Source organism: Nostoc sp., from assembly GCF_036917355.1.
In the GTDB taxonomy this organism is placed as follows: domain Bacteria; phylum Cyanobacteriota; class Cyanobacteriia; order Cyanobacteriales; family Nostocaceae; genus Nostoc.
In genome coordinates this window covers 1-13,781 of the sequence record NZ_JBALDP010000102.1, presented here as the reverse complement: position 1 = coordinate 13,781, position 13,781 = coordinate 1, and the positions used below count along the sequence as shown (strand labels likewise).

At 40.0% G+C, this 13,781-nt stretch carries 13 protein-coding genes and 1 tRNA gene; 8 read left to right on the top strand and 6 right to left on the bottom strand.

Annotated features, from left to right (window positions below):
- Nucleotides 1-112 precede the first annotated feature (112 nt).
- Both V7K53_RS30090 and V7K53_RS30085 read left to right on the top strand, forming a co-directional pair.
- Entirely contained in the window at nucleotides 113-1,414 is a 1,302-nt protein-coding gene (locus V7K53_RS30090) for a dihydrolipoamide acetyltransferase family protein (RefSeq protein WP_335201146.1), read from the top strand.
- A gap of 161 nt (nucleotides 1,415-1,575) precedes the next feature.
- Nucleotides 1,576-2,490 carry a DUF4351 domain-containing protein gene (locus tag V7K53_RS30085; protein WP_335201144.1) on the top strand — a complete coding sequence of 305 codons (915 nt, stop codon included), beginning with the start codon at nucleotides 1,576-1,578 and terminating at the stop codon, nucleotides 2,488-2,490.
- 8 nt (nucleotides 2,491-2,498) lie between these two features.
- Here the strand turns inward: V7K53_RS30085 and V7K53_RS30080 are convergent, their stop codons facing one another.
- Nucleotides 2,499-2,624, bottom strand: coding sequence for a hypothetical protein (locus tag V7K53_RS30080; protein WP_335201142.1), 126 nt, complete (start codon nucleotides 2,622-2,624; stop codon nucleotides 2,499-2,501).
- Between the two features lie 193 nt (nucleotides 2,625-2,817).
- Here V7K53_RS30080 and V7K53_RS30075 point away from each other — a divergent pair, with 193 nt between their 5' ends.
- Together V7K53_RS30075 and V7K53_RS30070 are read left to right on the top strand one after the other, a co-directional pair.
- Complete coding sequence (locus V7K53_RS30075; protein WP_335201141.1) at nucleotides 2,818-3,012, top strand: hypothetical protein; 195 nt, start codon at nucleotides 2,818-2,820, stop codon at nucleotides 3,010-3,012.
- Between the two features lie 15 nt (nucleotides 3,013-3,027).
- On the top strand, nucleotides 3,028-3,438 hold the full coding sequence (locus tag V7K53_RS30070; protein ID WP_335201140.1) for a hypothetical protein: 411 nt from the start codon (nucleotides 3,028-3,030) through the stop codon (nucleotides 3,436-3,438).
- 304 nt (nucleotides 3,439-3,742) lie between these two features.
- Here V7K53_RS30070 and V7K53_RS30065 read toward each other — a convergent pair whose 3' ends face one another.
- Complete coding sequence (locus tag V7K53_RS30065) at nucleotides 3,743-4,924, bottom strand: RtcB family protein (protein ID WP_322670201.1); 1,182 nt, start codon at nucleotides 4,922-4,924, stop codon at nucleotides 3,743-3,745.
- A 256-nt stretch (nucleotides 4,925-5,180) separates the two neighbouring features.
- Between V7K53_RS30065 and V7K53_RS30060 the strand changes: the two genes are divergently transcribed.
- The 3 genes from V7K53_RS30060 to V7K53_RS30050 all read left to right on the top strand — a co-directional run bounded on the left by V7K53_RS30060 (nucleotide 5,181) and on the right by V7K53_RS30050 (nucleotide 6,931).
- Nucleotides 5,181-6,068: a class I SAM-dependent methyltransferase gene (locus V7K53_RS30060; RefSeq protein WP_335201139.1), complete on the top strand. Its 888-nt coding sequence runs from the start codon at nucleotides 5,181-5,183 to the stop codon at nucleotides 6,066-6,068.
- On the top strand, nucleotides 6,065-6,793 hold the full coding sequence (locus tag V7K53_RS30055; protein WP_335201138.1) for an HAD family hydrolase: 729 nt from the start codon (nucleotides 6,065-6,067) through the stop codon (nucleotides 6,791-6,793). Before V7K53_RS30060 ends, V7K53_RS30055 begins: the two co-directional genes overlap by 4 nt.
- 65 nt (nucleotides 6,794-6,858) lie before the next feature.
- A tRNA-Ala gene (locus tag V7K53_RS30050) sits at nucleotides 6,859-6,931 on the top strand.
- Nucleotides 6,932-8,465: 1,534 nt separating this feature from the next.
- On the opposite strand, the gene cas12k is transcribed toward V7K53_RS30050, so the two are convergent.
- On the bottom strand, nucleotides 8,466-10,610 hold the full coding sequence (gene cas12k / locus V7K53_RS30045; protein WP_335201137.1) for a type V CRISPR-associated protein Cas12k: 2,145 nt from the start codon (nucleotides 10,608-10,610) through the stop codon (nucleotides 8,466-8,468).
- A 51-nt stretch (nucleotides 10,611-10,661) separates the two neighbouring features.
- The gene (locus V7K53_RS30040; RefSeq protein ID WP_334916545.1) at nucleotides 10,662-10,796 is read right to left on the bottom strand and encodes a hypothetical protein; all 135 of its coding nucleotides are present in this window, start codon (nucleotides 10,794-10,796) and stop codon (nucleotides 10,662-10,664) included.
- A 30-nt stretch (nucleotides 10,797-10,826) separates the two neighbouring features.
- Here V7K53_RS30040 and V7K53_RS30035 point away from each other — a divergent pair, with 30 nt between their 5' ends.
- Nucleotides 10,827-11,030 (top strand): ribbon-helix-helix domain-containing protein, encoded by a 204-nt coding sequence (locus V7K53_RS30035; protein WP_208766708.1) that lies wholly within the window; start codon nucleotides 10,827-10,829, stop codon nucleotides 11,028-11,030.
- 53 nt (nucleotides 11,031-11,083) lie between these two features.
- Here V7K53_RS30035 and V7K53_RS30030 read toward each other — a convergent pair whose 3' ends face one another.
- Together V7K53_RS30030 and V7K53_RS30025 are read right to left on the bottom strand one after the other, a co-directional pair.
- Complete coding sequence (locus V7K53_RS30030) at nucleotides 11,084-11,776, bottom strand: M48 family metallopeptidase (RefSeq protein WP_335201135.1); 693 nt, start codon at nucleotides 11,774-11,776, stop codon at nucleotides 11,084-11,086.
- A gap of 66 nt (nucleotides 11,777-11,842) precedes the next feature.
- Nucleotides 11,843-13,781: type I restriction enzyme subunit R domain-containing protein (locus V7K53_RS30025; protein WP_335201134.1), on the bottom strand; the 1,939-nt coding region annotated here is incomplete at its 5' end.

Sequence of the window (13,781 nt, the reverse complement as noted above, 5' to 3'; positions counted from 1 at the left end):
ATGCCCAATCCCCAACCTAAAATATAAACAGTCTAAAACTCTCCCATCAAGATACAATTCGATCTGATAAAAACTGTTAAAGTCCATAAACCATTGATTTCCAAACCACCCTATGAGCATTCACGAAGTATTTATGCCGGCGCTGAGTTCCACCATGACGGAAGGCAAAATCGTTTCCTGGGTGAAATCGCCTGGGGACAAAGTGGAAAAAGGCGAAACAGTGGTGGTTGTAGAGTCAGATAAGGCAGATATGGATGTAGAAACCTTTTATGAGGGATTTCTTGCCCATATCATAGTTGAAGCTGGTGAAACTGCCCCGGTAGGATCTGCGATCGCCTTCATCGCTGAAACGGAAGCTGAAATTGAACAGGCGAAATCTCTTGCCAATTCTGGCGGCGCAGCTGCTACTCCTACCTCTTCCCCAGAACCAGTTGCTGCCACAGCCTCAGCCGCAACACCTGCCTTAGCGTCTCAAAACGGGTCTAACCACAAAGAAGGAAGGCTAGTAGCTTCACCCCGTGCTCGCAAGTTAGCCAAAGAACTCAAAGTTGATTTAACTACACTTCAAGGTAGTGGCCCCCACGGACGCATTGTCGCCGAAGATGTAGAAGCATTGTCTAATAAAGGCAAGCAATCTGCACCTGCCCCAGTTGCTCCAGCAGCACCTGTACCAACCACCGCCCCAGTTGCACCCCCAGCACCTCGCACACCAACGTCCGCGCCAGCAGTAGCGGCTGTTCCTGGTCAAACCGTACCTTTAACTACCTTCCAAAATGCCGTAGTGCGGAACATGGTAGCTACCATATCCGTGCCCGTCTTCCGTGTCGGTTATACAATTACCACCGATGGATTAGACAAACTTTATAAACAAATTAAATCCAAAGGCGTGACAATGACAGCGCTACTGGCGAAAGCTGTAGCAGTGACATTGCAAAAACACCCATTGTTAAATGCTAGTTATTCAGACCAGGGAATTGTTTATCATTCTGATATCAACATTTCCGTAGCAGTAGCGATGGATGATGGCGGATTGATTACACCTGTGCTGCAAAATGCAGATGCAGTGGATATATATTCTCTATCGCGTACTTGGAAGTCTTTGGTAGAACGTGCCAGGACAAAACAACTACAGCCCCAAGAATACAACAGTGGTACTTTTACCCTATCCAATTTGGGGATGTTTGGCGTAGATAAATTTGATGCGATTTTACCGCCTGGACAAGGTTCAATTTTAGCGATCGGGGCATCGCGTCCGCAAGTAGTAGCAACACCTGACGGTTTATTTGGCGTGCGTCAACAAATGCAGGTGAATATTACTTCTGACCATCGGATTATTTACGGCGCCCATGCTGCGGCGTTCTTGCAAGATTTAGCAAAATTGATTGAGACGAATCCTCAATCTTTGACACTATAATTTTGAAAAGACACCAAATTTAAATGTTAGCGCTATCAGCGAACAGCAGTTTGTCGTAAAGTAGCGCTAACAACAAACAATACTTAAATTTAAATTTTGATGGACAAACTATGTAGCGATATCACGTCTCTACATAAGTTTATGTCCAAACTGATATCAAAGTGACATACGACAATACCCTAAAATATCTGGTTGAGCAGTATCCAGAAGATTTTATCCGCTACTTACTCGCATCTGAGGCAACGGATATCCAGATTCTCAAAACAGAATTAAATCAAGAACCAATCCGTGCCGACTCTGTAACCTTTTTGCAAACTGCTAATCAAATACTGCATTTAGAGTTTCAAACCTTACCAGCATCGACTCCACCCTTACCACTGCGGATGTTGGACTATTGGGTGCGGCTATATCGACAATACAATTGTGATATCGAGCAGGTAGTGATTTTTCTTAAACCGACAACTTCAGAAGCTGTCTTTGTAGATCAATTTACTGCCCGTAATACTACCCACCGTTACCGCATCATCCGAATTTGGGAACAAGATCCAGAACCTTTATTGTTATCTCCTGGTTTATTACCTCTGGCAACTTTGGCGCGAACAGATTCTCCTCAAAACTTACTTCAACAGGTAGCAGTTCAGGTGAGTATGATTGAAGAAGAAGCCACCAAGCAAAGTATCTCGGTATGTACCCAACTTCTTGCTGGGTTGGTATTCGAGCCAGAACTAATTCGTCAGTTTTTGAGGAGAGAAGATATGAGAGAATCTAGCATTTATCAAGAAATTCTCGAAGAAGGACTGCAAGAAGGGAGACAACGAGGCATTGAACAAGGTCTTGAACAAGGTCTTGAACAAGGTCTTGAACAAGGTCTTGAACAAGGTCTTGAACAAGGAAGGCAATCAGAACTAAGGCTAGTGATACGTCTATTAACTCGTCGGCTTGGTTCAATTAATTCTCAGTTACAATCTCGGTTGCAAGAGTTGTCCTTGACTCAGTTAGAGGACTTGGGTGAAGTATTACTAGATTTTGTAAGTGAAGCTGATTTGATGAATTGGCTAAATTCAATAGAAAATTAGAGTTTGCTTTAAACTTTTCGACCAGTTACAAAAAAAGTCAGATTTTCATACCAAGCACCTTGCTCAGTTGCTTCGGCTTCAAGTTTTTGATGATACTCTGCTTTTAATTCTGCCATTTGCTCTGATGAAACCATCCTCTAGCTTGCTCTAGATTGCCGTATAAACTTAGTTGTTGAGTCTTCACTTCAATTAGACCAACGATTCGGAATAATGACATTTTTGTTATAACCTAGTTAAAATTTAAATAAAGTTTTTAGTCAGACACTCTGGTCATCGAGTGCTTGACTAGAAACTATTTATCTCTACTTTTGTTAGTAATTACTTTTTATGGCTAAGAAAGAAATTATTTATTCGCCTTGTAAATTATTAATTTTTAGTATTGCTTTAGTGAGCTTGTTCTTGACTGGATGCCCAAGTAAAGACGGTGGAAATAAAGCGATGAGTGAAAAGATAGACAGAATAACTATCAACGCTAAAAAAAAGTTAATATCAATGATTACTACTCAAGAAGCTGTTTTTTAAAAGCAGAAAAGTTTTGTGATAATTACCGATCAAAAAGGACAAGAACCATCATTGAAAGATTGGGTTATTGGCAATCCACAAAGCTGTTACGGATACTACACTAGATCGGAAAATATTAATACTAACACTAATACTAACATTAATAATATTGCTGATAGTATTTACGTCTATGCATTTCAAGATGCTTGTAAAGGTCATTGGGGCTTTCCGGGCTTTACACTTAATTTATATGTTGGTGCTGTTTTTGCCGTTAAACTTCCTGATAGCAAGCAACTTAAAATGGTGAGTGTTATTTGCAAAGAGAATAATACGGCCTATCTTTCTAGAAAAAGTTTATCTTTACCAGAGTACACAAGCGGTGTATTAAAGTGCCCTTTAAAAACAACAAAAGTGTATTTCAAGGATTCAAATAATTCTCCAAAATGAAAAGAATATAAGACTTTAATAAAGATGTAATTTGATAATATTTTTAGTTTACCATAAACACTAGTAATTTATCATCTACTTATACTTTGATATTCAAGCAATATCACCCAACAATCTCTACATCAAGTAATAATTGGGCAGCTTCAGTCATTAATTTATTTTCGCTAGCGCTAGCAGATGACTCTATTTGTTCAGTCGATTCACTTAAAACAATCATTTATTCCTCAGCGTACCTCTGCGCTTACCTCAGCGTGCCTTTGCGTTTAAAAAAATAAAAAAGGTGGGCATTACCCACCCGACAAACTTATCCCTTCACACAAAGAACTTGCTTGAGAGTCGCTACAACCTCAACCAAATCCGCTTGATTTGCCATAACTTGTTCTATCGGCTTATAAGCACCAGGAATTTCATCTAATACACCCTCATCTTTGCGGCATTCTACGCCATTTGTTTGCTCAATTAAATCATCAAGCGTATAGACATTTTTTGCCTTATTTCTAGACATCAAACGTCCTGCACCGTGAGAGCAAGAACAAAAGCTATGAGCATTACCTTTACCCTTAACAATGAAAGACTTTGCCCCCATAGAACCAGGAATAATCCCATAATCTTCAGTCTGGGCGCGGACTGCACCTTTACGAGTAACGTAAACATCCTCGTCAAAATGCACTTCTTTTTCGGCGTAATTATGATGACAATTAACCTGCAATAAAGGTTTAGTTGCCTTCCCACCTGCCAGATGCTTCTCAACTATGTGCTTAAAACGCGCCATCATCACATCGCGATTGACACGCGCATAGTTTTGTGACCATTGCAAATCGTGCCAATATGCTTTAAATTCTGGCGTACCCGCGACAAAGTGAGCCAAATCTGGGTCAGGTAGTTTATTACCTGCCATTTTTGCTAATTCTCTAGCTGTGTGAATATGACACTGAGCGAGTTTATTGCCGATGTTACGCGAACCAGAATGCAGCATCAGCCAAACTTGATTCTCTGTATCGAGGCACACTTCAATAAAGTGATTTCCTCCACCCAGAGAACCCATCTGTTTCATTGCTTTACCTTGTAGGTCTTGCACGCCGCGATGCAAGTCTTTAAAATCATCCCAGTGTTGCCAATTGCTGACAGATTTTTCAACATCTTTATTTTCGTTAAATCCAGTCGGAATTGCTGCTTCAATATCCAAGCGGATTTTCTTTAGTTTACCTTCTAGTTGTTCGGCGGTAAATGCTGTTTTGATCGCGCTCATACCGCAACCAATATCCACACCAACAGCAGCTGGGATAATTGCCTCTTTGGTTGCAATTACAGAACCCACTAAAGCACCTTTTCCTAAGTGAACATCTGGCATTAATGCCACGTGTTTAAATACAAATGGTAATGATGCCACATTCTTGGCCATCTTGGTTTCTTCTGGTCCCAAAGAGTGATTTGCCCAAGATAAGACGGGTGCTGGTGTGGTAATTTCTAATTTTTCGTAGGGCATATTTTTTTCTATTTTGGATTATTACCTAGTTAGTTGTAGCAATTTATATGTTGTATTGTCTTTCATTTGGCTCCCTGAATTTTCGTGAAGCTGAAGAACTACTTTTAGGAGTTACGTCTTTGTATTACAAATGTAACAATATTGATTACAATCGTCAATCTATCACCACAGGGAGAAAGCAAATGTTTTCCCAATGTATTAAAATTTGTAAAGAAAATCACTGTATTTAAATAACTCCTTAAAGTTCTGACACAATATGGCAGTGCGTCAAGATACAATCTGGGAACGTTTTTTATCCCCTGTAGTGCGTCTTTTGATTGATGAAGATGGGTTACGGCGTTACGCTGATAGTATTGATTGGGAAAAAGAGAGCGATCGCTATCGACGAGATGATGTCATAATTCCGTCGTACTACAGCAATCAAAACTTTCACGGGATTGCTGGCGGATATCTCAATTCCGATGCAGCAGTTACTTACGATCCGATTACTCAATACGTTCTACCGCCTAATGAAAGTATTGTCCGTCAAGCTTTAGTTGATGCCGTTCAGGTGAAACCACGACGCATACTCGATTTGGGCTGCGGTACTGGTTCCACTACTTTAATGTTAAAGCAGGCTTTCCCGGATGCGGAAGTTATTGGTTTGGATTTATCACCTTATATGCTGGTAAGGGCGGAAGATAAAGCTAGAAATGCGGGCTTGGAGATAGTCTGGCGACACGGAAATGCTGAAAAAACTGGTTTGAGAGATGCAACATTTGACTTAGTAACAGCTTCTTTGCTATTTCACGAAACACCAGATGCAGTGTCTCTAGCAATTTTACGAGAAAGCTTCCGTTTACTGGTAACTGGAGGACAAGTATTAATTCTAGATGGGAATCAGAAGACTCTGCGTCAGTTAGAATGGCTCAATGACGTTTTTGAGGAGCCATATATTCGTGAGTATGCTGCTAGTAGTACAGAAGCGAATATGGGTGCAGCCGGATTTGAAGCAGTGCGATCGCAGGATGTATGGTGGATAAATCAGGTAACTAGCGGCATTAAACCAATAGCAACCGAAAATGTCCGTCATTATACTCCCACATCAGTAGATAATAATGATTTGGAGGGACTTGGTTCTCCAGCGTTTGGCATAATGGCATGAGTTTAAAGGCAGTTCTCTTTGATTTTAATGGTGTCATCATTAACGATGAGCCAATCCACCTGCAACTGATAGATGAGATTCTCATTCAAGAAAATCTCCAACCCCAAAAGGTGAGCGAGCGTCAAGCTTCTTTAGGACGCAGCGATCGCGCTTGTTTTCAGCAGCTACTCGCTAATCGTGGTAGAGTCGCCAATGAAAACTATCTAACTCAGTTGCTATACCGCAAAGCCCAAGCTTATACGGTGGAACTAGAGAAAATAAAGAAACTGCCTTTATATCCAGGCGTAGAAGACTTAATATTTCAGGTGCGATCGCGCAATCTGAAACTAGGATTAGTTAGTGGCGCGATTCGCACAGAAATAGAACTGGTACTTAATCGCGCTAAACTAGCTGAATATTTTAAAATTATTGTTGCGGGTGATGACATCACTACCAGTAAACCAGAACCCGATGGTTATTTACTGGCAGTAAAACGCCTGAATCAAGAATATCCCGAATTGAATCTTCAACCACACGAGTGTTTGGCAATAGAAGATACTCCAGCAGGTATTGAAGCCGCGAAGCGATCGCAAATGCAAGTTGTTGGTGTAGCGAATACTTACCCATTCCACATGCTTCAGCGCTGCTGTAACTGGACTGTTGATTATCTTAGTGATTTGGAACTCGAACGGGTGCAAAAAGTTTATTCCCAAAAACAGCCTCAACCATCGGTAACTGAATGTTAGAATAATCTATGGTGATAATGTTTTGAGTTAACGAGTAATAGTACTCTTGACTTAGCACCGATTAAGGGGAATTAGCTCAGTTGGTAGAGTGCTGCGATCGCACCGCAGAGGTCATCGGTTCGAATCCGTTATTCTCCATGTGTCCATTAAATAATTATTGTCAGTTTTAAAGAATTACTGTCCATTTTTTCCAAGTACAGGGGCAGAAGTTACGTATTTTCGCGGCTTTCAGCAATTAAATCAGTTTTAAAGAATTATTGTCCAGAGTTGAAACCAGTTTTAAAGAATTATTGTCCAAAATCAGCCTGTAAAACTCGGCTAAATATATGTTTTCTGATTTAATTTATTAAAGCAAGCCGAAGACTCTTGAATTACAAGAATAGCTTTAAAGCACTTTATTTGCAGTCTAATTAAAAAAATCTACTACCTCTTGTTTTGCTGTTTTCACCAAAACAGAGGCTCCGCTAGTATATAGCTGCGTTTTTACGTGCGATCGCAGCACTCCTTTCAAACCACCCTAATAAAGAATTATATAGCCAAAGTCGCATCTTCAATGATAAAAAATTTCTGCCTACCACCTAAAGCTCGACTTTATCCATTTTTGAGCAACGCTCAAGCTGACGCTGAAAGCTTTGTGGGACGGTAGTTTTACTTTTCCGACTTCACCGAAAATCAGTGATATGAAAAAAGTTTTTGCCAAAAAGCTAGGGTTTTGCCGTATCAAGAGAACCAAGTTCTTAATTTTGGATAAAATCGAGCTAAAGGTAGGGCTTTAGAATGGGAAGGCTAGGTTGAGCTTTGGCATTTAATTCAATCTTTAAACCCACCACCTAGCAGGAGGGCTTTAGAAACACTACCAACCGCAGTATGGCAAAATATATCGGCTACTGCTTTCAACCCACCACCTAGCGGCAGGGCTTTAGAAACCTGGCAGTGCTGAAGATGCCAAACGAACTAACGCCACTTTCAACCCACCACCTAGCGGCAGGGCTTTAGAAACCCCACCCGTGAAAGCTCCTGCTAACAATGGTTTTTGAAGGCAAATTTGGCAAGCCTTCTTTAATTCCTATTTTCTACAGCCAATGAATAAAATTTTATTCATGACTAAAACAGTAATACCCAGTGTAGACAAGAGTTTTAGACATTTGGCGGCACTCCAGGGATTTTGCCCCCGCTTTGGCTTGCCAAAAATAAAAATTAGGGGGTGGTAGTTCGGTAGCCACCGTGACGGTATACCCGTACCCTTACTTTGTTGTAAAGTAAGAGGTAATGATCCTCCTCGTAAAACCAAAATCTAAGATTTCAGTAGTACAGGCCGCTCTGTCACCCAACACCAAGCTAAAAGAGTTTGATGTCAAGAGCTAAGGTTCTGGGCTGTTTGGAACCCTAACACCTTATACTTCCCATGCGCCTCGGTGCGAGTTCTTTCTCATCTAACAGCAGTATTACCTTACCCAAGCAATTACCACTACAAACCTTAGATGATCGCACAGGTAGAGTTGGCAGCTACCAGGGTCAGAAAGAATACGCTTTTCCAAGCGTTAAACTAACCCATTCCACAGTATCTACACAAAGGGGTTAATACTGTAGCATCATACAGTTAAGGCTCAAAAGAGCATGTATGACGGCACCGATTTAATTTCCCTAAGACTATATTATTCGGATAGAAATTTTATCTACCAAAAGTATTAATCCGGCATTGGTAAGCGTAAAATGCTAAATCTCTCGCTTGTTCTTCCAGCGTACCATAATGGGGTTGGATACCAAATTCAATACTAATTTTTAACTCAGCAGCTTTCGACTTTATGAATTCTTGGAGTCTGTTATAACTCCAATTATGTATCTGACGGTTATATTCTTTTACGTATAATTTTTGAGCATTTACATCACCTGGAATTTTAGTCTCAGCTTTCGCTTGAATTGCACTGGTGCGAATTTCCCTGATGTCTTTTAATCTAGGTAATACAATGCAACCTGCCTGATATTGCCTGACGACTTCTACTATTTTCTTCGCTAATAATTTATCAACATATTCTCCTAATTGTGATTCTCCAGTATTACACGGTGAATCTTTTTTCTGAGCTTGTTCTCTCTCTTTACGAAAATGAACTTGTTGTCGTCGTCTGCGGCTTAACAGGTGAAAAGCATCGCCTAGTAACTGTTTGGCTGTTTTATTGAGGATAAATTCTTTAGTATTTATATCCACCACCGCAAGTGTTACTAATTCAACAGGATGAAAGCTTACGCCAACAATTATGTTAGATTGACCTTGATAAATTGGCTTACTGGGACGAAGGAAAGAATTATTCAGTCGAGATAAGGAAGATTTATTTTTCTTTAATTGTTTTTTTGGCTGTTCATCTAAATTTTTATTTTCTTCTGCTTTATTGATTTCTTTTTGTGTCTTTTCAACGTTTTGCTTTCTTGCTTCTTCAGTACCTTCTGCTGTCCATAAACGAGCATCATAGGTGCAATGTAAGGCTAATTTATAAACTTTCCAGGGTTCACCCTCAATATGGTTAGGATCAGAATTCTTCACCTCACTTGTGGTCTGGGACTTGGGTTTGGGGGAAGGGGATGCATATTTGAATTTCACCTTTTCACTTTTCTCTTTCCTCCTTAAGCGAACTTTATTAGGTTCCTTTTGTTGCCATAGTAACTGTACAGAACGTAGTGTAAACAAGCTTGCTGAAAGTTTTTCTCCACTTTTTTCGCTTTTTTTAAAAACTTTGTGGTCTTCAAGAAACCGTTCAAAAAAATGACGTTGACGTTTATTACAGCAAATTTGAAATTTATAATCTTTCCAACCATTGAAGTAAACCATAATATTTCCTTCTTCGGTTTTATCCCAAGTTAAATCACTATATACATAATGTATAGGGTATGGCAAAGATGATATTTTTTTTAACAAATTAGCTATCCAAATTGCACACTCATCATTATCTTTAGGCACTTGATTAATTAGATTGTCAAATGCCTTAGTATATGTTTCTCCAGTTATATCTCTACCATTAGGTAATCGAGTATTTTGAATTTGCTTTTCCAAACGTTTAATCTCGACTTCTTTCTCAGTACGACGTTTTTCTAAGCTTTTGGTATTTTCCTCTTCTAGGTTGCTAATTTTATTGTTATTCTTTATCAGGTAAGTGACTGCACAGCGTGTTAGAATATTTTCTGTTTCTCTGTGAATTTCGTATAATGTATCGGTCAATGATTTTGAATCATCTTTAGTCAAACTTGCTTTAATATTGGATTTTTCAATATTTTTATTTTGGTCTTTTGGTTGGTGTTGCTCTTTGCGTGCTTTCTGACTTGATTTTATATCTTTATTATTCTGATTTTTAGTAGTAATTTCCTTTGAAAATTCTTCTGGATTACTAAGAATTTCTTGTGCTTTTGAACGGATAGTCAATAAATCAAAATTACTTTCTTCTACAAGCTGAATATCACTTTTAAGTATATGGTTTAAAAAATACTCTTTCCCCTCTTTCTGCTTTTTTCGTTTTTGATATAAAGTCAGCCATGAAGAATATACTTGTTGCACTAAATAATCTACTGATGAGTAAGGACGGCCTGAATCTTCTGTCAGACATCTACGTAATTTTGTGATTTCTTTTTTAGTTATTTTTCCGCTTTCTTTATTGGCTTCAAATTCTGGTTGCTCACTCACACTCTTCAGCAATTGAACAATCAGAGGAGTGTTTTTTTTGGTCATTTCTTCCCATACTTTACGAAGTACATCCTCGCTAGTATAAAGATCGCATCGTATAGTTCTTAAAATTTGACTGTTGGAATCCTTCTTACTATTGCGGCTCATGGTGACAACATCTCCACCAAATCAATAATTTTTTGTTTGTGTAATTTAGAACTAACTACTTATTCGTCTTCGCCAGATAACGATCGCCACTTGACCCGATCGCCATCCAAAAACCTCGGCATTGTCGCACTTGTTCAGTAATGGTTTTAATCTACCATAAAAACATTGCCACACATTGTTAAACATTATTGAGCCTTGTTCCAAGGTTACGGGAGTATGATGAACTGGCAACAAATCTTTGTAGTGTTGATGAGTCAGAGCGATCGCGTACAAACTTCCATATATTTCCCCAAAGATATCCACGAGGCTTTGGTGAGATGGGCTGAGGAAGAAGACCGTCCCATCAGTAATCTTGTTGTGCGGCTTGTGAGTAAGGCAGTTGAAGAGCGACAAAACAAGCAGAATCCACCGCAACAATAAGCCAGCCATCGGGAAATGATTTTCCTTGACAGGCTGCTACCCCTCATCGCAATTTATAAGCTAAAAATTGCGCCGTTTTTTGCTAACCAATCTTTTCTTTCCACGCAGTCAGGTAAGATTCGCTCTACCCTGTCCCAAAAATCTCTATTGTGGTTGGGTTGAACTAAGTGAACCATTTCATGAACTACGACATATTCAATCATCGCATTAGGAAGCAAAGCAACACGCCAGTGGAAATAAATATCACCTTTCGGGTTACATGAACCCCAACGATTACCGAGTTCGCGCACTTGGATAGAAGTAGGTTTTGCACCGATTCTGTTAGCGATAGATGTAGTAATTGATTCTAAATGCTCTTGAATATGACCGCGATACCACTGAATAAATAAATCTCGACCTTGCTCTTGATGCGATCGCAAAAGTTCAAAGCGTCCTTGGTAAAGTCTAAGTGGGTTGTTTGCGCTGTCTACTAATTTCAGGCGATAGCTGCGTCCTAAATAGTGGAAGCCTTCGCCAGGTAAATAAGTTTTTTGGGCGGCTGGCGGTTTGATTGCTGATTTTTTCAGCAGTTTGCTGTAAATCCAGAAGCGGCGTTGTTCGATAATTTGTCCTAGTTTTTCTACTGGGACTTGAGGTGGTGTAGTTATGATTAGTTGACCGTCGCGTTCGATGGTAATTTCAACTGTGCGACGACGGGGACTTTCGCGCAGTTCAAAGGAAAGTTCTCCAACATTAATGGTTTTCATCGCCCTCGATTTGCATCGTGTCGCTCGGCTAATTGGGTGATTTGATCTGCTAAACCATCCAGTTTACTATCTGGGAAGACATTTAAATCTTCTAATTTCAGCCAGATATTCTTGCAGAGGTTTTCTCTGGCTACCAATCGCATTCCAATCTGCACCCAAACGTTGTAAAATCCCTTCTAGTTTATCGCTCAGGTTGCGATAATAAACTGGGTCATCGTCTAGATGGGTGCGGATGTGGTAACGGATGGCGTGTTCCATTTCAGCCGCACGAGTTTGCACGGAATGCCTTTGTTGTACCCGTTGCTCAAAGTCAAGGTCTAAAATATTTACTGGTGAGACTTTAAGGTTAATACCCTGAGATTGAATATGTTGGTCTATCAGCGCTTGAACTTTTTCTTTAGCGTCTTCTGGGTGTTCATCTCGGAAAATATCATCGACTAATTTCTTTAATTCTCCCAATTTTTTCGCATCTTCTAGGTAGCGCAAAGCTTGGGGACGAGGTAAAAAGGCATCCATTGCTTGCAGAAATTCCCGCAGCAGTTGATAAAATTCTGCACGCGATCGCTCGTCATGATTTAGGATATTTACACAAGCTTCTTTGTCATCGTCAATATTTAAGTTGCGTTCTTGCCAAAAGTTGATTACCCGGCGGTGGGCTTCATCTAATTTGGGTAATTCTTCTTGGATATCAAACCAAGCGCCATCCACATCTTCTTGATCGTAGACACTCATGGCGGCGGCGATATCGATACCGTAATAGTCTACAATTAAACCGTAGTCTTTACCTTCGGCAGTGCGGTTAGTACGAGCGATCGCTTGTAATAAATCATGTTCTACTAAGCTGCGGTCTACATATAACACTTGTTCTAAAGGTGCGTCGAAGCCCACCAGCAATTTATTATTCACAATTAAAAAAGCTAAACCGTCTTCATCTAAGTTTTTCCAGAAGCGGTTTTTGTAGGTGGTGTGGTTGTTTTCATCAGTCCATTGTTTCCAGGCTTGGGGGTCTTGTTTGCTGTTGGCGGAGATAATCGCCGCAAATTCTAGGCGCTTGATGGTATCTAGGTAAGGATAAGCTTGTACGAGGGTGCGGTATTCTGTTGGTGCTAATTCTAATGTCAGACTTTGCAAAATAACGGCTTTTGATTCTAATTCTTGAATAAGTTCGTCTTTGGCTGCGGTAAGATATTGCTGGTACAAAACACAAGCTTGGCGATCGCTTGCTGCTACCTGAGCTTTAAATTTACCCTGCATGATCCGGGTGACATAGTGGCGTAAGATATGTCTAGCCTTGTCCTTCATCAATTCTTTAGCGTTGAGGACGTTCTTTTTTCCGGCGTATTTGGATTTAATCGCTGCCCGTTCTTCTGCGGTATAGTCTTGAAATAGCACCTCAAAAAGTTGGTCTAGAGTAGTGGCTCCTTTGACTGCTCCCATTGTTTCCAGACCTTCGTAGAAAATAGGAACGGTGACATTATCTTTTTGGGAATCGCGGATACTGTAGATATCAATATAAGGATTTTTGTCATTAGCAAAGATTTCGGCGGTTTTCTTTTTCTGCGCGGAGATTATAGGAGTTCCTGTAAAACCAATTTTGGCGCAGTTGGGTAAAGCTGCTGATAAATATGCGTGGAGAGTTTTATTATGAGAGCGGTGTGCTTCGTCGATTAATAGTAAAATGTCTTCCGAGGGATTGAGAGCATTGTTTAGTTCATCAATATCAGCGTATTCTTTGGGGTTATTAATTTTGTTAAATTTCTGAACCATCCCAAAAACAATACCCGGCCCTGTTTGTCGCAGTTTGTTCGCTAAGTCTTTGATGTTTTGGGCGACTTGCAAAGTTTGACCGGAAAGGGTTGCTGTTTCTGATAGTTGGTCTTCTAAATCTGTGCGATCGGTAACGATAACCGCTTTATACCAATTTAATATGAAGCTGCATATAATAGAGGGAAGCAAACTTGATAAATTTGAATACTCATGAGCCGTCCTTTTGAGATTGAAATCG